This is a genomic window from Flagellimonas lutimaris, from assembly GCF_051494225.1.
Classification (GTDB): Bacteria; Bacteroidota; Bacteroidia; order Flavobacteriales; family Flavobacteriaceae; genus Flagellimonas; species Flagellimonas lutimaris_A.
Window position 1 is genome coordinate 119248 of the sequence record NZ_JBNPYE010000001.1, and the last position, 18790, is coordinate 138037.

17 protein-coding genes are annotated in these 18790 nt (G+C 39.9%); 8 read left to right on the top strand and 9 right to left on the bottom strand.

Annotation, left to right across the window (positions count from 1 at the left end; genetic code table 11):
• Positions 1-24 precede the first annotated feature (24 nt).
• The 7 genes from ACQQ5U_RS00530 to ACQQ5U_RS00560 all read right to left on the bottom strand — a co-directional run bounded on the left by ACQQ5U_RS00530 (position 25) and on the right by ACQQ5U_RS00560 (position 7109).
• Positions 25-1227, bottom strand: a complete 1203-nt coding sequence (locus tag ACQQ5U_RS00530; protein ID WP_437394948.1) for a C40 family peptidase — start codon at positions 1225-1227, stop codon at positions 25-27.
• A gap of 67 nt (positions 1228-1294) precedes the next feature.
• Positions 1295-2341 (bottom strand): pyridoxal phosphate-dependent aminotransferase family protein, encoded by a 1047-nt coding sequence (locus ACQQ5U_RS00535; protein ID WP_437394949.1) that lies wholly within the window; start codon positions 2339-2341, stop codon positions 1295-1297.
• On the bottom strand, positions 2341-3351 hold the full coding sequence (locus tag ACQQ5U_RS00540) for a dipeptide epimerase (protein WP_437394951.1): 1011 nt from the start codon (positions 3349-3351) through the stop codon (positions 2341-2343). Before ACQQ5U_RS00540 ends, ACQQ5U_RS00535 begins: the two co-directional genes overlap by 1 nt.
• Before the next feature lie 107 nt (positions 3352-3458).
• Positions 3459-4181, bottom strand: a complete 723-nt coding sequence (locus ACQQ5U_RS00545) for a head GIN domain-containing protein (protein WP_437394953.1) — start codon at positions 4179-4181, stop codon at positions 3459-3461.
• A gap of 151 nt (positions 4182-4332) precedes the next feature.
• Positions 4333-6072, bottom strand: coding sequence for a PspC domain-containing protein (locus ACQQ5U_RS00550; protein ID WP_437394954.1), 1740 nt, complete (start codon positions 6070-6072; stop codon positions 4333-4335).
• A 9-nt stretch (positions 6073-6081) separates the two neighbouring features.
• A complete protein-coding gene (locus tag ACQQ5U_RS00555) occupies positions 6082-6411 on the bottom strand; it encodes a PadR family transcriptional regulator (RefSeq protein WP_119608048.1) in 330 nt (109 codons plus the stop codon).
• Positions 6412-6626: 215 nt separating this feature from the next.
• Complete coding sequence (locus tag ACQQ5U_RS00560) at positions 6627-7109, bottom strand: DUF4870 domain-containing protein (protein ID WP_437394955.1); 483 nt, start codon at positions 7107-7109, stop codon at positions 6627-6629.
• Between the two features lie 167 nt (positions 7110-7276).
• Between ACQQ5U_RS00560 and ACQQ5U_RS00565 the strand changes: the two genes are divergently transcribed.
• From ACQQ5U_RS00565 to nudK, 4 genes are all read left to right on the top strand, one after another.
• Positions 7277-7732: a DUF4442 domain-containing protein gene (locus ACQQ5U_RS00565; RefSeq protein ID WP_437394957.1), complete on the top strand. Its 456-nt coding sequence runs from the start codon at positions 7277-7279 to the stop codon at positions 7730-7732.
• 109 nt (positions 7733-7841) lie between these two features.
• Complete coding sequence (locus tag ACQQ5U_RS00570) at positions 7842-8642, top strand: TIGR00266 family protein (RefSeq protein WP_437394959.1); 801 nt, start codon at positions 7842-7844, stop codon at positions 8640-8642.
• A gap of 101 nt (positions 8643-8743) precedes the next feature.
• The gene (locus ACQQ5U_RS00575) at positions 8744-9397 is read left to right on the top strand and encodes a DUF2461 domain-containing protein (RefSeq protein ID WP_437394961.1); all 654 of its coding nucleotides are present in this window, start codon (positions 8744-8746) and stop codon (positions 9395-9397) included.
• A gap of 8 nt (positions 9398-9405) precedes the next feature.
• Positions 9406-9993: a GDP-mannose pyrophosphatase NudK gene (gene nudK, locus ACQQ5U_RS00580; protein WP_437394962.1), complete on the top strand. Its 588-nt coding sequence runs from the start codon at positions 9406-9408 to the stop codon at positions 9991-9993.
• Here the strand turns inward: nudK and ACQQ5U_RS00585 are convergent.
• Positions 9987-11219: a D-alanyl-D-alanine carboxypeptidase gene (locus ACQQ5U_RS00585; RefSeq protein ID WP_437394964.1), complete on the bottom strand. Its 1233-nt coding sequence runs from the start codon at positions 11217-11219 to the stop codon at positions 9987-9989. The two genes, nudK and ACQQ5U_RS00585, sit on opposite strands and share 7 nt — an antisense overlap.
• Positions 11220-11389: 170 nt before the next feature.
• On the opposite strand from ACQQ5U_RS00585, the gene ACQQ5U_RS00590 reads away from it, so the two are divergent.
• Positions 11390-11587: a hypothetical protein gene (locus ACQQ5U_RS00590; RefSeq protein ID WP_437394965.1), complete on the top strand. Its 198-nt coding sequence runs from the start codon at positions 11390-11392 to the stop codon at positions 11585-11587.
• Between the two features lie 32 nt (positions 11588-11619).
• On the opposite strand, the gene ACQQ5U_RS00595 is transcribed toward ACQQ5U_RS00590, so the two are convergent.
• Positions 11620-12561: a LysR substrate-binding domain-containing protein gene (locus ACQQ5U_RS00595; protein ID WP_437394967.1), complete on the bottom strand. Its 942-nt coding sequence runs from the start codon at positions 12559-12561 to the stop codon at positions 11620-11622.
• Between the two features lie 171 nt (positions 12562-12732).
• Between ACQQ5U_RS00595 and ACQQ5U_RS00600 the strand changes: the two genes are divergently transcribed.
• From ACQQ5U_RS00600 to ACQQ5U_RS00610, 3 genes are all read left to right on the top strand, one after another.
• Positions 12733-14577: a sigma 54-interacting transcriptional regulator gene (locus ACQQ5U_RS00600; protein WP_437394969.1), complete on the top strand. Its 1845-nt coding sequence runs from the start codon at positions 12733-12735 to the stop codon at positions 14575-14577.
• Between the two features lie 177 nt (positions 14578-14754).
• Complete coding sequence (locus ACQQ5U_RS00605) at positions 14755-15306, top strand: OsmC family protein (protein WP_437394970.1); 552 nt, start codon at positions 14755-14757, stop codon at positions 15304-15306.
• A gap of 80 nt (positions 15307-15386) precedes the next feature.
• A complete protein-coding gene (locus tag ACQQ5U_RS00610; protein ID WP_437394972.1) occupies positions 15387-18788 on the top strand; it encodes a 4Fe-4S binding protein in 3402 nt (1133 codons plus the stop codon).
• Positions 18789-18790: the final 2 nt, after the last annotated feature.

Genomic DNA, 18790 nt, shown 5'->3' on the forward strand with positions numbered 1-18790 from the left:
TTAAAACACCCGTGTTCTTTGAATCTAAAAAACCTCGCTTTGTGTTAAATAGATGAGCCCCTCATCAATCTCGTTCAAAATGCGCTTGGTACGCAGGTAACGGTTGTAATTGTACTCGTCAAAATTTTCTGATTCCTTATCCATGCTACTAATACGAACCTTTCCAGAAGAGTGGATAAATTCATTGTTGCCAATCCACATCCCTACATGGATCACACGTTCTGGACTCGAGTCTGTAGCTTTTCTTCCAAAAAAGAGTAAATCACCTGGAATAAGCTTGCCAAATTCTTTGGAGTCATCAATTAAAATTCCTTCGTGTATTTGTTGCGAAGCATCACGAGGTATAATCATGCCGTTCATAAAATAAATGGTCTTTGTAAAACCACTGCAATCCACACCTTTTATGGAAGTTCCTCCCCATAGATAGGGTACACCAAGCATGGTTTTGGAAATTTCTACCAAATCTTCTTTTGCAAAGGTCAAGTTTGATTTCCATTTCAAATATGGTACTGCATCCGATTTAGGCACAAAGGCAATCCTTCCATCTGGGTATTTCACCTCATAAAAAGATGCTTTTTCCGAGACTAAACTTAGGATGTTGCCTGCTACAAGGTCCGAGACTACTTGAGATTGCTCATCAGTGTTCTTATAGGAGTTTCCATAAATTTTGGTAAAGATCAATTTTTCTGATGCCTGCCAGGCATCAAATTCAGCTTTGGTCATCAATTCTATACCGCCGCCGTCTACCCAACTTAGGTATTTATCAGGCGTTTGAATTTGGTACCAGCTTCTATCTTTTTGGTATACGTTCAGTGGTATTCCTAAAGTAGCCTGCGTCACCAATTCTGAAGAATGGGAAGGGGTGGACCTTAAATTTGCTACAGAATTGGTGATGACCCCATAAACTTTTCCTTGCAAATTAGTAGCTGGCAGTACCTCTATGCTATCTGTATAGGCAATTTGTTTAGCTTTCAATTCTTGGTGCAAAGCGTTCAGTGCTTCTGGTAAATTTGTTTTGCCCTTGATGATATAGCCGGAGGCACTTTCCTTTGATTCTATAGCAAAAAGAGCTACGCGTTTATCTGGAGCGTATGTCTCCTTAAGGGAAGAAATTACATCATCCACTTTATTAGGGGTTGTTGCCACGTCTGTTTTACAAGCAGAAAAAATAATCGTAAGCAGTACAAGAAAATGGAATCCAGCTATACGGAAAGAAGGAAATGTCATAAACTAATTTTATTTTGTTTGAGTTGGGTCAATGTCTGCAAAATAACCAATTAATGAGATATGCTGATTAACCTGCAAGTCTGTTCAGGCTTTTTACCAATTTTTGAGTGTCTGCTTTTTTGTGATATGCACTCAAAACAATGCGACTGACCATAGGTCCGTTTTCATCGGGATAGTTAAAGTTGGTAAAGACAAAACCATTATTCTTTAGGGCAGATGCAACTTCGGTATTCTGAAACTCGAAGGTTGGATGGCCTTCCATATGGTTGAAAAATGATGGTTTTTTTAATTGTGATTTAAAATAAAGGTAGTTGGTTTTGAGTGTTTGCAATCGTTCGGAAAACAATTCTTTGGCATCCAATAGTGTCCCCATAAATGAAGGCGATGCTGGACTTGCACCACCATAAAACGCTGTAGATTCCAATAATTGAATATCTTCTTCGTCTCCAAAAATGGCTCCTGCTTGTATACCCAGAGCCTTGCCCAAGGAACAACAAACCATCAATTTAGCTGAGTTTAGCAATTTAAGCATCCGATAACAACCATCGCCATAATTGCCGACGATTCCAATTCCATGGGAATCATCACCGATTAAAATCACTTTATCCAAGGGGAGCTTTGTAAGACTTTTAAAATCGGGATATTGATGACCTGAAAAATCAATAGTATCAAAAAGTACAACGGGCAACAGTTTGTTCTTATCAACCTCTTTCAATACAAGCCGACCCAATTCATCCATACTTGATGCTGTCTTTACACCGTTTATCAGAAGTGCGGTATGGGCATGCGGTGCAGCAAATACCGTGTGCCCTTTTTCCAATAGCGTCTGAACTACCAATTGTGCCGCCAAATAACCAGAGGACATCGTAAGACAACTTTCACTGCCCACCCATTTCGCCAAATAGTTTTCGGCCTTGCCATATACTTCTAGCGATATATTGGACTTTCGTGATGCGCCATAGTGCATACCATATTTCAGTACGTTTTGAAGATATACATCTTTGAAGGGCTCATAGTTTTGAAGTCCTAAATAAGAGGTGCCGCCAAAATATAAATAAGGTTTGCCATCGATTAAGATTTGTCTGTCCGGAATGTGAGATATTGAATAAGCCATTATAGCAACGCTACTCCACTACCATTCAACTTTGGAAAAATAACTTTGCCATTTTCCTGGATTTTTACCCCAGTTGCAATGTCTCCTTTTAACAGCATAGCGCCATCCATGTCCACATAATCGAGCTGGGGCAATAATTGTGCTATGGCGGAAATTCCCACGGTAGATTCTGTCATGCAGCCTACCATCAGTTGTAGCCCTAATTCCCTACCTCTATTAATCATGCGTCTTGCTGGAGTTAACCCTCCGCATTTGGTCAATTTAATATTGATGCCATGAAAATAGGGGCCACATTGCTCCACATCACTTTCTACAATGCAGCTTTCATCAGCAATAACGGGAAGAACGGATTGCTCCTTGACCAAAGCCATACCTTCCCAATCATCAGCTTTAAGGGGTTGCTCCAGAAACTCTACGCCAAGTTCTTTTAATAAAGGGGCATTCTTGATAGTTTCCTCTGCGGTCCATGCTGTGTTGGCATCGATTCGGAAAATACTATCTGTATGTTTTCTGAGTTCCCTTACAATGGCAACATCGTCGGGGGTTCCCAATTTGATTTTATACAGGGGCCAAGGTTTTTCTTGGAGTTTGGCCACCATTTTTTCAATAGTGTCAATACCGATGGTGTAATTCGTAATGGGATATTTATCGGTATTGGCACCCCAGATTTCGTAGAGCGGTTTGCCTTTAAGTTTGCCATACAGGTCGTTTGCGGCCAAATCCAGGGCGCAAAGGGTAAATTTATGGAGGCCTAACGATTCTAAATGCTCATAAAAGTTTTCAGCAGTGTCAAAAGTATAACCTTCGATTTGCTTTCTGACATTTTCTATTTCTGCCATCATCCCTTCTATGGTAATTTTATAGTATGGGTTGGAAGTGGCTTCGCCATAACCTGTTTGCCCATTAAGCGACAAACAAACAATCAATGTATCCTGTTCGTCTCTGGATTCTCTCGAAATGGTAAAGGTGTGGGCAAGTTGAAGCGTATACTTTTTAAGCGTTATCTGCATGGGTTATTATGAATTGAGTCATGCTAAGATAGGACTTCGGCTAAACATAATAAAGACAAAAGCCCACTGAAAAATCAGTGGGCCTTTGCATATTTAAAGGGAATGGATTAATATTTGCGAACGCTTCCGGAAACAGATTTTTTGGTTTGGACACTTGCCTCCCCAGTATATTTAATATCCGCTCCACTGCTGGCATCGGCCACCAAGGACTCCGAAACATTTACGGAGATATCGGCACCACTACTGGCATCTGCGTTACATCTTTTTACCATCAGGTCTTGTGCCTTAATATCTGAACCACTACTGGCATCGGCGAAAAGCGCATCTGCCTGACCGGAAATCTTGATATCGGCACCACTACTGGCATCTGCAGAAACTTCACCTGCCACTACTTCTACATGAAGGTCGGCACCGCTACTGGAATCAAGTTCAATGTTCTCTGCCTTTATCACATTTTGGGCAATAAGGTCGGCTCCACTGGAACTTTCCAATGCCGTAATCTCTGGAAGGGTCACATAAACATTTTTGGTAGCTCTTCCAATGTTCTCTATAGCATGGATTTTAAGTCTTCCATCCTTGATATCGGTCCCGATAAGGTCAATAATGTTCTCGTCGGCTTCTACGGAAATTTTAAATTCCGAGCCTTGTGTTACGAAAACATCAATACCTTCCGAAGCCAACACAACGTCGAATTCTTCTGTAATATTACGAGTTTCTTCTACTACTTCACCGTTACCCGTTTTTCCGTTTCCAAAGTTCATATCCATCATGCATGAGGATGCAAATAAGGATAGGAGTGCTGCGATTGCTAATCTTGCTAGTGTTGTCATGATTGTTGTTTTTTATGCTCAGCTTGACTGGGCATCAATTGATTGATTTTGATAAATAATTTGTTCAATACTGAAAATAAATTCAGTGTAAATGTCTGTTATACTATGTGTTTTATAAACTTTGAGTTACCCAATTGACGATTTAGGTGCCTCAATTGTTACTTTTTTCCCCTGCTTTAACTTTTATGCCATCTTCATTGATTTTCATTTCAAAGGAATCTTCATTGTCCTTAATGTCGATATCGATACCATCTTCATTGATAATGATCTTGCCATTTCCATCTGAATCTTCATCATCTTCATCCGAAATAGGGCAGTCCAAACAATTTAATTCCCCATCATCACCCATTAACCAATGGTGTCCAACCAAACCACTTCTGTAATAACCTTGGTCATTTTTTATACCACGTCCAACAAATCTGCTTGTGGAATTATCAAAATGTACCGTTTTGGATTCAGGTACGTAAATGGTCACCGTTACTTCTTGGTTTCTAGCCTTGTTGGATATATCCGTAACCAAATACTTGTCCAGTACAATTACGTTTCCATCAACTGTGTAACCATACTCAATATTTTTGGCACGGTCACGCGCTGCAGGGGTTGAACTTCCATCAGCATCTTTTCTCACGGCAACACTCATGGTATCGTCATCCGACTTTCTGATTTTGATGTCAACTTCGTCTGACATCAATACACGCTTGTCATTTTCGTCATAACCAAAGGTCATTCTACCAAAATGAATATCGTCTCTGCTGTAATCCATGTCAATATCCTTCATTTTAATAATCAAGGTATCGGAGGGAACTTCCATGACCAGTTCACTTCTATCGTTTACACTTCCGGTAAAAGAGAATTCAGCAGCTTGGCGTATGCCCAGCACGATTAGTGTACCCACGGATATCAACCAAAGCCCCAAAAGAGCGAACTTGGCAATGTTACCAATGGACTTTAGGTTGTTTACCAAGATCTTCAGTCCTAAATAAAGTAGGAAGAAGAACGGTATGCCCACAGCAAAGAACAATAAGATGGATACAACCCAAACTGGTGCTCCGGAGGTGTTCACGATCTCATAAAAATCAATACCCGGAACATGAACCGCATCGAACATACCCACGGTGAACAGACCGAAGAACAGACCTACTAAAGTAGATGCCCCGATGATGATCAATAGGATGCCTATGAACTTACCGAACACTTTAAAAAGGAACAGAATAATGTCCCCGATTGTATCAAAAAAGGTCTTGGAGCTGCTTTTGACCTTGTTGCCCACTTTGTCGTAGTCAACACTTTTTACTTTTTCGGCAACATCATCAAACCCCTCTTTAACTTTGCGTTCTATATTGCTGATGTTGACGGGCTCCCCCCGCATATCCAATTTTTCCGAGGTGGTAGCAGCTTCGGGAACCAAAATCCAAAGCAGGATATAGGCGATTAGACCAAAACCACTGGTGAAAATGGCCATAAGGATAAATATGAGCCTTATCCATAGGGAGTCAATACCCAAATAATGTTCCAGACCGGCACAAACACCACCGATATATTTATGGTCTACGTCCCTATATAGCTTTTTGGCCCTACCGGCAGGTTCTGCATGGGATTTTTTGGGTTCGTCCTCAAAAATATCCTCATCGACCATATAATCTTCGGGTTGCCCCATTACTTCGATTACTTGGTCTACCTCTTTATGGGTGATTACCTGTCGCTCGTTCTCCATTTTCTCCAAAAAGAGCTCGGCAATCCTTGCCTCGATATCGGCAATGATCTCGTCGCTTCCCTTGGTACCTGAAAATGACCGTCTTATGGACTCCAGATACCGTCTCAGCTTGTTATACGCGTCGTCGTCTATGTGGAAGAGCGTATTTGCTAAATTTATATTTACTGTCTTGTTCATTTTTTGATTCTATTTTGTGTTGGTTACCAGATTGACTGCATTTCTAAGTTCATCCCAGGTACCATTAAGTTCGTTAAGGAACAACTGGCCTGTTTCTGTAAGGGCGTAATATTTGCGGGGTGGTCCCGATGTGGATTCTTCCCAACGATAGTTGAGCAATCCAGCATTCTTTAGCCTTGTGAGCAAAGGATATATGGTACCTTCCACTACTAACATCTTTGCGTCCTTTAAGGCTCCCAGAATTTCTGAGGCATACTTGTCGTCATCCCTTAGGATGGACAGGATGCAATACTCTAGAACCCCCTTGCGCATCTGTGCTTTTGTGTTTTCTATGTTCATAATTTCATGGTTCTATTAAATTAACTGTTCGTTTTTGTTCTGCCAAACTTTGTTTGGTAACGTTTCCACTCCATTCCCCTGAATTGGGCAGGGGAGTGGAAACGGTTCTTTGATTGATGATTTGATGTTTTTTCGTTTTTTGATTGATGGTTAAACTCCGTTTTTCTTTGATTGATGATAATTGCTGTGGAGGTGATTAAGCTCCTTTATATATATTACTTGATGAATTTAATGGTAAAGGGATATTTAAAATATTCTCCTTCGTTGGTTCTGATTGTGGCCAAAATGGTAAACACAATGTTTACGATACCAAGGGACACCTGTAATAATCCCGATATGCCCACAGGCCAAATCAGTCGTCCTAACCTAAAATTATCACTATCTATATGAATGTTTAGGTTGTTCAAATCGCTCAGGTCGTGAAACCCGAAAAAATTCCAATCGAACAGGTCTGGCCAAAATCCAATAAAAAAAGGAATGGTGATCAAACCTGCCACGATGGAATAAAGCAACATACTAATTTGAAAGTTTAATGCCTGTTTACCATTATAATCCACAAACTCATGCTGCTTCTTATTGGCCGTCCATAGTATCAAAGGGAGTATAAAATTCCCGAAAGGAATAAAGTACTTCGAGAACATGGACGCATGGATGATCGCGGATAAATTTCGTTCGTGTTTGGTGATTGTAGTTGCCATTTTTGATTGATGTTTTTTGATTGTAAAGGGGTTAACCTATTAGCTTACCATGCAAATATATATCCAAAAGACAGTACTATGCAAAACAAAGTACTATAATTTAACATAAAATTAACAATTATAAGTATCATCTTTTTGCCTATTTTTAAGCCAAACAAACCTAAGTTATGGCATTGACACCCAGTAAAATCAACACATTCACGTTTTTAAAGCTTCCTTCAGCCTGGTGGTGCGGGGTACGGCTCAAGTATATTGATGAAAAAAAAGCAATTACCATGGTAAAGCATAAATGGATGAACCAAAATCCGTTTAAATCCATGTTTTGGGCCGTTCAAGGAATGGCTGCCGAGCTAAGTACGGGTGCATTGGTGATGAACGAAATCCAGAAGAGCGGTAAAAAAGTATCCATGCTCGTGGCGAACAACAAAGCTACCTTTACCAAAAAAGCTACGGGGAGAATCAACTTTACGTGTGAGGATGGTGAATTGATTGCCGATGCCATTCAAAAAACCGTAGAAACTGGTGAGGGACAAACATGCTGGATGAAAGCGGTAGGGGTAAACCAAGATGGGGTAGAAGTATCCACTTTTCATTTTGAGTGGACGGTCAAGGTGAAGGGATAGTTATGGTTAAAGGCTAAGGTAAAAAGTTGGAGTACATCGGATTTCCTTAAACTGTAACAAAACAACCATTTTCCCAACATATAAACAGAAATCAAAAAACAATCAAATAATGAACGCACACGAAATAGATTACCACATTTACGGCGAAGAAATGCAATATGTGGAAATAGAACTGGACCCACAGGAAGCTGTGGTTGCCGAAGCAGGCACTTTTATGATGATGGATTCCGATATTAAAATGGATACCATCTTTGGCGACGGTTCCAACCAAGATACCAGTGTTTTGGGCAAGGTGTTCTCTGCAGGTAAGCGTTTGCTCACGGGAGAGAGCCTTTTTATGACCGCCTTTTTAAATGTTGGCCAAGGAAAAAAACAGGTAAGCTTTGCTTCGCCCTATCCGGGTAAAATTGTTCCTATTGACCTTTCTGAAAAAGGAGGCAAGTTCATCTGCCAAAAAGATGCTTTCCTATGTGCGGCCAAAGGTGTTTCTATAGGCATTGAATTCTCCAAACGTTTGGGGCGTGGCTTTTTCGGTGGCGAAGGGTTCATTATGCAAAAGTTGGAAGGCGATGGAATGGCATTTGTGCACGCTGGCGGAACCATGGCCAAGAAAACATTGGCACCTGGCGAGACCTTAAAAGTAGATACGGGCTGTATTGTTGGTTTTTCCCATACCGTGGATTATGATATTGAATTCATCGGAGGTATCCGAAATTCGGTATTCGGTGGGGAAGGACTTTTCTTTGCTACACTTCGTGGTCCTGGCACCGTTTATATCCAATCTCTACCATTTAGTAGATTGGCCAGCCGTGTGTGGGCCGCTGCACCTCGTGGTGGAGGAAAAGATAAAGGCGAAGGTAGCATTTTGGGTGGTCTTGGTGATTTGCTTGATGGGGATAATAGATTCTAGATTTTTAGAAGTCAGAAGTCAGAAGTCAGAAGTCAGAAGTCAGAATCTGATATCTGAAGGCTGATGTCTTATATCTGAAAAAAATTAGTTCTTTTGCGGATATGAATTTCAACGACCTGTTCCACTTTCTGGAAGAACTACAACAAAACAATAATAAGGAATGGATGGATGCGAACCGCAAGTGGTACAAATCCCTTCGCAATGATTATATCACTTGGCTGGATGATTTGGATATGACCATGGCCCAGCTCCACGACGATTATTACCCAACTCCCGGCAAAAAAGGCATCAATCGAATCAACAATAATTTGATGTTCCATCCAAACAAGCCTATTTACAAGGATCATTTTGGTGCGGGCTTGGACAAGGCTCCTGATTCAGCCGATTTTTATATCGAAATTGGACTTAAGCATTGTTTGTTGGCAGGTGGCCGTTGGCGACCCGATTCCAAAACCCTTCGCAGTATCCGCGATGCCATCGATTATAATGGCGAGGAGCTGCAACAGATATTGGATAAGCCATCTTTCAAAAAAATGTTCGGTGGACTTTACGAAGACGAGAAGCTAGTGTCATCACCCAAAGGATTTTCCAATGACCATCCACATATCGAATTATTGCGCAATAAAACCTTCGCTGTGGAATATGGGTTGACGAGAGCGGATGTTCTCAGCGACGATTTCAAGAAAAAAATCATTGAGGTGTACAAAGAGATGCTTCCTTTTCGCCAGTATTTAAACCAAGCAGTAACTGTTTAAACCGGACCATGAAATACGGAAATGTAAGAAATATCAAAAAAGAGATTTTATCCGACAATTGGTATACTTTGAACAAAGTAACTTTCGAGTATCAAAAAGAAGATGGAGAATGGGAAAAACAAATACGTGAAGCTTACGACCGTGGCAACGGGGCGGCCATACTTCTTTACAATGTGGAAAAAGGGAAGGTAGTATTGACCAAACAGTTTAGAATGCCCACTTATTTAAATGGCAACAAGGATGGAATGATGGTTGAGGCTTGCGCTGGACTGTTGGAAAAAGGCAATGCAGAGGAGACCATTAAAATGGAAGTGGAGGAGGAGACCGGGTATGAAATTGACAAGGTGGAAAAGGTTTTGGAAGCATACATGTCACCCGGTTCGGTTACAGAGATACTCTACTTTTTTATTGGTGAATACAATGATGCCATGAAAGTAAGCGAAGGTGGTGGTGCTGAGGATGAAACCGAGAACATTGAGGTGTTGGAGCTCGATTTTACAGAAGCACTCGAAATGATGAAAACGGGTGAAATAAAAGATGCCAAGACCATTATGTTACTGCAATACGCTCAAGTGAACAATATTTTCCATCAGTAATTTTCATAAAGGTTTTTCATCGTGGCGTATATTGTTTTCCTTATTTCAGCAGATGGAATACGGAAATGATTGTTCATAAAACTAAAAATGAGCAGTTTGCCCGATTTCGTCTTCACATATCCACTTAAATTATAGTTGTTGCCCACAGATCCCGATTTGGCAAAGAGAAATGGTTCTGTAGTCGGGTCTTCCCATGTTTCGACCGTGCTGTCTGGTCCCCACATCGGAAAAATGGAGAAAAGGCGCTCCTCTGGAATTTCTTCGTGCAGTTTTTCTAATATTTGAACAAAGGACCTTGGGGTAAACAAATTATATCGTGAAAGTCCCGAACCATCTACCCAACGTGGTTGGTGTTCCAAATCGGATAATTCATTTTCAAGCATGTAATCAATAGCATTTTTGGACCTCAGGGTATCGGAAAGAATACCCGAGGCGGCCAATAACAATTGTTCGGCCAAAAAATTATCACTTTTAAAAAGCATGCGTTTGTATATGGAGTCGGTTTCAATGCCATACAAAGTTTGCTTTTTGCCCTCCGGGAAATGCGGGCTCAAGAAAATATTTTTCCCAACCGCTGATTCCAACAGTTTTTGAGTAAGGCTATCATCTGTTACATAGGGAACTTCCAAAGTATCTTGTTCTGTTGGGGCAATGTAAAATTGGTTGCGGAATTCCACCCGTTTTAAGGTAGTATCCTTCACCGATGTTTTATCAAAGAAAGTTTTGGGAGAAACATCCAATCCTTCAATATTGGAAATGGTTACCACATTGCCGTATAGGGTTATGGCGGACTTTTCAGGTGAAAAATAGGTGTCATAATCTTCCCAGGCCCAACCTGGTCCATAACGATTCTCATTACGGTTTTTGGTATAAAGTGCAATGGTTTGCTGGTTTCTTAACCAATGTATTGCTGTACTGTCCTTAAAATAGGGGTGAAGCCAAGACGGGTCAGCTGTACCTTCAATAAACAAGGTATCGTTGGCCACGGCATATTTCAGCGTAGGAATGTTTTTAGGTAGTAATTTCAATCCCGTGTAAAAGGTTACAATCTTTGTATTGCTGGCAGGGGTGAAGTATTTGTTGCCATTCTGATTGTAGATTTCTTTCTTGGTATCTGCATCGATTACCACAAGACCATGAAAGGAACTTTCCAGATGCTTATTTTCTAATTGGGAGTCCAGTGTTTTTTTTATTGAATTACATCCAGTCAATAAAAAAATAAACATAAAGATGTTGATTATCAACACCTTAAATGAGTTTCTTTGCAATCTATGCATTTGTGCGGTTCATCGATTTTAACACCAAGTTATTCAATTTTTAACTGGAACTTAGGTTTTATAAACATCTTTTTTACTAATTTAGAAGACAACCAATTACCCAATTTAATCAAATTAATATGCCTAGAGCCATGTTAGATTACACCAAAACCATCCTACAAAAGGTTAGTTTTGATGTTAAACTCTTCGCTAGGGAACTTAAGAAAGCTATTACTAGATTATTACCCAGTGAAGTTGATGAACTTAGAATCTGGTTGCAATTTTATATTGTGGACAAACCAGAATTACAACCAACATTATTATTGTTAAAAGCATAAACACTAACTAGAGCCGCTTTTCAGCGGCTCTTTTAATTTTTGGACAGTGGGCTTATGATTTTCACGTCTTGAAAAGCAATGGCTCCACGGACGATGCTGGATATCACTTCTCTAAGAGCGTCGGTAATCTGTATTTTCAGTTCACTTTTGTGATAAATCAAGCTTATTTCCCTTGCTGGGACCGGGTTTTTAAAAGTCTTTAGGTTTTCTTTTTTGTCTTTCTCCAAATGAAGGGTGTTTAAATAAGGAAGTAATGTCATGCCCATACCCTCATCCGCTAAACTCACCAAGGTTTCAAAACTTCCGCTTTCTATTTTAAATTGCTCTCCGAGTCTAGTTTTGGAAGCCTTGCAAAGGTTGATTACACCCTCTCTAAAACAATGTCCATCTTGCAAAAGAAGAATATCGCTAATATCTAAATGGTCTGTAGTTAATTCAGCTTCAGAAGACAAACGATGATTTTTTGGCACATACCCCACAAAAGGTTCATAATATAATGGACGTTCTTTTATAAATTCTATTTCAAGTGGTGTAGCGGCAATTCCTGCATCTAAATGACCATCCATAACGTTCTTGATCATAGTTTGCGTGGATTGTTCCTTTATAATCAGGTTTACCTTGGGATATTTTTTTATGAAAGCATTTAAGAACATAGGTAACAATGTGGGCATTACTGTAGGTATTATTCCAAGGGTATAATCTCCTCCAACATATCCTTTGTCTTGATCAACAATATCTTTGATTCGTTCTGCCTCGGCAACAATATTCTTGGCCTGATCTACAATTTTTTGACCGACCTCGGTTATGGTGATTGGTTTTTTGCTTCTGTCAAAAATGAGGACATCGAGTTCGTCCTCTAATTTTTGCACTTGCATGCTCAAGGTAGGTTGGGTGACAAAACTCTTTTCTGCGGCCAAGGTAAAGTTCTTGTGTTCTGCTACGGCCAATACATATTGTAGCTGGGTAATCGTCATTCAATTATAAATTTAGAGCATAAAAGTATAAAAAACCATCAGTTTAATTTATAATTTTAATCGTAGTCATTCACTTTTCTTTTGTTAGACATTGTAAAAAGAAATTATCATTCAAACGGTTTGATGTCAAATCTTTATATTTAATTGATAAAGCACCTTCAACCACAGACCATGTCTAATGCAAAACTTCTTGATTTGGTGAATTTCTTACAAGAAATTCCTTTTTTTTCCGAAGTGGATAAGGTTTCTCTGCTACAATTGTGTAAGGAATCCGATGAGCAGCTTTTTGGAAAAGATAATCGTATCATAGAAAAAGGAGAAGTAGGGGATGGTATGTACGCCATTTTAAAAGGTAAGGTGAAAGTACATGACAGAAACCATCTGTTTGGTACGCTGGGCCAAGGTGAATGCTTCGGAGAATATGCATTGCTCGATTCCAATCCAAGGTCAGTTTCAGTCACGGCCCTGGAGGATACAAAGGTGTTGAAAATAACATCTTCACATTTTCGGCAGCTCATAGAAACCGAGAAAGGCTTTGTTTCGGGCATACTATCCGTATTGATTAAACGAAACCGAGAGTTGGATATTACCCAAGAAAAATTGGCGGTTTCTAAAAAGGAAATCGAGCTCTCCCATGCTAAAATGAGCGGTCTAATCGATGGTGCAATGGATGCCATTCTGATGTTTGATGCTAATTACCGGGTTATATTGGCCAATGGGTCAGCAAAAAAGATGTTGGAGAATGAAGATGTGATGCAACGCAATGTATTGTACTTTTTTGATGAGGCAGGAAGCGAACTGATCGAATCTTTGATTCAAGAAAAAGGCGACAAAAGTAGAATGAGCCTGTATTTGCCCAAGCCCATAAAAGTTATCGGTTCCAAAGGCAAGCAAACTTTGAACGAAGGAACATTAGGAAGCTATGGTTCTGGCGATGACTCCTTTTACACGATTATATTAAGAAGTATTGATGATAGAATAAAGGCCGAACACAAAATTTCTTCACTACAACATAAAACGGAGTATTTGCAAGAAGAGCTCAATGATCTCACAAATGATCACGGTATTATTGCGCAACACAAATCCATGCAAAAATTACTTGGATTAATCGAACAGGTAGCACATACAGCAGCAACAGTTTTAATTTATGGAGAAACCGGTACTGGAAAGGAGCTTGTGGCCCGTGCGATTCATAATGCAAGCAATCGTTCCGATGCCCCTTTAATCAGGGTCAATTGCGGGGCCATACCAGCCAATTTAATCGAAAGCGAGTTGTTTGGTCATGAAAAAGGTGCCTTTACGGGAGCCACCAGTAGTAGGAAAGGAAGATTTTTAATGGCAGATAAAGGAACCATTTTTTTAGATGAAATCGGTGAACTCCCTTTAGATCTTCAGCCCAAGCTGTTACGCGTTATTCAAGAAGGGGAGTTTGACCCTGTTGGAAGCTCCAAAACCCAAAAAGTGGATGTTCGTATTGTAGCCGCCACCCATAGAAACCTGCTGGAACTTTCCAAGGAAGGAAAGTTTAGGGAGGATTTGTATTACCGACTCAATGTATTTCCAATTTCAGTACCAGCACTGAGGGATAGGGGCAACGATGTTTGCCTTATAGCCGAAACCATGGTGGAGCATTTCAGCAAGAAAATGAACAAGGCCATCAATAAATTGACCGCGACCCAAAAAAAGCAATTATTACAATATCGGTGGCCTGGAAATGTACGGGAACTTCAAAATTTGGTAGAGCGAGCCGTCATTGTTTCCCAAGACGGTAACATTGACTGGGAGCATATTATTCCAAATTCACAAATTGGAAGTCAAGGATCGGTTGAGGTTGAAACAGAGCATATTCTTACTTCAGAAGAATTGAATCAATTGGAGCGGAACAATATTTTAAAGGCTCTGAAAAAAACAAAATGGAAAATTTCTGGTGAAAACGGAGCAGCTAAACTCCTAGGTCTGCCTGCAACCACACTTACTTCAAAAATAAAAGCATTTGGTATAGAAAGGCCAATGTAATTCACGATTTTTCGTTATAATATTCATGATATTTCGTTATTTAACGAAATTACGTTACTTTAAAATTATATAGTAATCATTGTAAAATATTGATAATCAATTAATTGAAATAATTGGCACGCCAAATGCATCTACTTTGGCAAATGTTAATCAATTAATCTAAAAATCAAAAAAGCAATGATTACAACAGCAAACATTACAAACGGAGTAAACGTAGATCAGTTAGTAGGAACTATTAACGCAGTACAAGAAAACCCTTCATTGGCAAAGTTCGAATTTAGGGCAAAAAACAACTGGATCGATGGTGGCCACTGTGTTACAAGCATCAAAGATTATTACGGTGTTGGTGAAGAGCACCCAACCCGTGAAGGTGACTTTACCATGGAAGCCGACCATGTGGAGGTACTTTTAGGAAAAGATCAGGCGCCTAACCCTGCAGAAATTGTATTGCATGCACTTGGTTCTTGTTTAACCGGAGCAATGGCATACCATGCAGCCGCTAATGGAATTGAAATTGAAGGAATGGAATCCAAATTGGAAGGCGATGTTGATCTTCACGGATTCTTGGGTCTAGATCCTGAAGTAAGAAAAGGGTACAACGGAATCACTGTAAAATTCAAAGTAAAGAGTGATGCTTCCGAAGATCAGTTGAGAGCTTTGTCGCAATTCTCTCCAGTTTTCGACATGTTGACCAATCCAACACCAGTTACTATCGAATTCGAAAAGTAATCGGAAATCTTTTAAGGCCGCCTTGTCGAGTATGAACAAGGTGGCCTTTTTTCTTAAAATTCTCCATTAAGTTCCATCCCATGAAAAACATAGAGCACATCATTGTAAATGCAAATCAGGCCGTGGCCCAAATTGCGTATAAGACCAATGAGGTTTTTCCCATTTATCCCATTACACCATCTTCAGAAATGGCGGAGTTGGTAGAGGAATGGAGTGCTAATCAACAAAAAAATATTTTTGACAATGTACCCACCGCATTCGAAATGCAAAGTGAGGCAGGCGTAGCGGGAGCTATGCACGGTGCTTTACAAACAGGGTCGCTGTCTGCAACATTTACGGCATCACAAGGCTTATTGCTTATGTTGCCCAATATGCACAAAATTGCCGGAGAATTAACACCAAATGTTATTCATGTGGCTACAAGGGCAGTGGCTTCACATGCATTATCGGTTTTTGGAGATCATAGCGATGTTATGTCGGCAAAAAATACGGGCTATGCCATGTTGGCCTCGGGATCTGTTCAAGAAGCACAGGATTTTGCACTAATCGCGCAATCCGCAACATTGGAATCAAGAATTCCATTTCTTCATTTTTTTGATGGATTTAGAACCTCGCATGAAGTATCAAAAATCGAGAAAGTTAACGATGATGTAATTCGAGCCATGATAAACGATGATTTCGTTCAGGAGCATCGAAATAAGGCATTGAATCCCAATAACCCTCATATCAGTGGCACAGCTCAAGGTCCTGATATATTCTTTCAAAGTCGTGAAGCGGTTAATCCATACTACACCAATTGCCCATTGATCGTTCAGCAAAAAATGGATGAATTTCACCAACTAACAGGACGAGCGTATAAAGTATTTGAATATATAGGTCATCCAGAAGCAGAGCACATTATCGTGGCAATGGCATCTGCCACAGAAACTATAGAAGACACTATTTCTCATTTGAATGGTAGGGGTGATAAAATTGGTTTGGTCAAAGTTAGGTTGTTTAGACCCTTCAATACTGATTTACTATTGGAAAGTATTCCAAAAACATGTAAATCCATAGCAGTACTTGATCGTACAAAAGAAGCAGGGTCCAGTGGGGAGCCGTTGTATTTGGATGTCGTTCAGGCTGTATTTCAATCCGACCATTTTTATAAAACTCCCAAAGTTGTTGGAGGAAGATATGGACTGGCATCCAAAGAATTTACACCGGCAATGGTTTCTGGTGTAGTATATCAGTTAAAAAACGAGATTCTTAAAAACCCATTTACTATTGGAATCATGGATGATGTTTCCCATTTGAGTATTGCGGAATCAGATTATAAACTTCCGTTCCAAGGCGAAGAAATACTCTTCTATGAATACAAGAAAAAGCAGACTCAGAAATATTTCCAAAATTTCATTAGCGTGATCGGGGAAACAAATTCTGATTTTCTTCAAGGGTATATAGAAATCGATTATAAAAAGTCAAGCTCCAAGGTTATTTCGAATATTAGATATTCCGACAACATTATAAAGGCTCCTTATCTTATTTCGGAAGCAGATTTTGCAGGTTTTGAAGATCTGTCCTTGCTAATTGATAGTGGTGAACCCCTTCGAGTAAAACAAAATGGAGTGGTTTTGGTACAGTCAAACCTAGCGCCGACTGAATTTTGGAGTAAAATACCTCTTAGGCTTCGCAATTTATTTAGGAGCAAAAAAGTCGACCTGTATATTGTTGAGTCAAATGAAATGTCAAAGAATACAAGCTTTCATTTTAACTTATTACAAGAGTGTTATTTGATACTTGCTCAACAGGGTGAAGAATTAGCAAGAAAAGACCTTCGTTCCCAAATAAAAAAGGTGGAAAAACACCAACTAACCGATACAAATGGAGTTGAAAATAATTTTGATGATATTTTTTCCAACAGTTTATTGGGACAGTTATTACAGAACAAGGGCAATGCAATTCCAGTGAGCCAACTTCCGATAGATGGTGTGTACCCAACCAATACATCATCACACAATAAAAGAAAAACAGTTGGAGAATTACCGATATGGAATGCTGATGCCTGCACGCAATGCGGTGCTTGTTCCATGGCATGTCCGTCTGGCGCTTTGCGCATTAAGGTGTATGATGATAATATGAAATCCAATGCTCCACAACATTGGCAATCCACTAAATCCAACATCAAACTGCAAAACAAGGATTTACAACATCTAACCCTTCAAATTAATCCTGACCAATGTACTGCGTGCAACAGTTGCGTGGATATTTGTATTGAGGATGCATTGGAGGTAAGAAAAAGAGATTCAGTTCTTGAAAAAGGGCAAGTAAATTGGAATTATTTTGAACAAATCCCAGAATTGGATAGAAAAGAGATCGATGTAAACCGGATTGATCAACAACAATTGCAAGAACCTTTATTTAAATATGCAATGGGTGTTGATGGTTGTGGTGAAGCCCCCTATTTAAAGTTGGTGAGTCAGTTATTTGGAGACAGTATGTTGGTGGCGAATGCAACAGGGGCAAGTTCCATTTTTGGTGGCGCTTTGCCAACAACCCCATGGTGCAAGGACAAGAATGGTCGTGGTCCGGCTTGGTCCAACTCTTTATTTGAGGATAATGCTGAATACGGTCTTGGGTTTCGGTTATCGATAGAACAACAACAGCAAGAAGCTAAATCGTTGTTGCAAAAAATGGCCCATTATTTTGATGAAGTATTTTTGGATGAACTTCTTAAATCCAATCAAACTTATGACAGGGAAATTGAATTACAGCGAAATCGTGTAAAACAACTCAAATCCATATTAAAAACTATTGCAAGTCCTGACGCTAAAAAATTAATGCAAATAGCCGATAGCCTAATAAAGAAAAGTGTTTGGATTGTTGGGGGAGATGGCTGGGCCTACGATATTGGGTTCGGTGGGGTGGATCACGTACTGGCTTCGGGCAAAAATGTAAACCTACTGGTGCTCGATAATGAAGTGTATTCCAATACCGGTGGGCAAATGTCTAAGTCTACTCCCTACGGGGCAAAAGCGAGGTTCGCTGCGAATGGAAAACTAAAACAGAAAAAGGATTTGGGACTTTTGGCCATGCAATACGATAATGTATATGTGGCTTCTGCGGCAATCGGTGCCGACCAAGAGCAAACATTAAAGGCATTTTTGGAAGCGGAACAGCATGATGGACCATCTATTATTATTGCATATTGCCATAGTCCCGAACACGGTATTGATATGAAACATCCTTCAAGATACCATAAAGCGGCGGTAGCCTCAGGGCAATGGTTATTGTACCGTAGTAACCCCACTGGAGAGACTCCACTGGTTTTGGATTCCTCAACACCAAGTATTCCTGTTGAAGCCTATTTAAACATGGAAAAGAGGTTTAATCCTATCACCAAGAACAATTGCGAAGATTTAAAATTGGCGCAGAATTTTGTGAATCAGCGTTTTCTGAAATATGAAAGAATGGCTGGATTAAACTTGACAGAAGTTTATTAGGT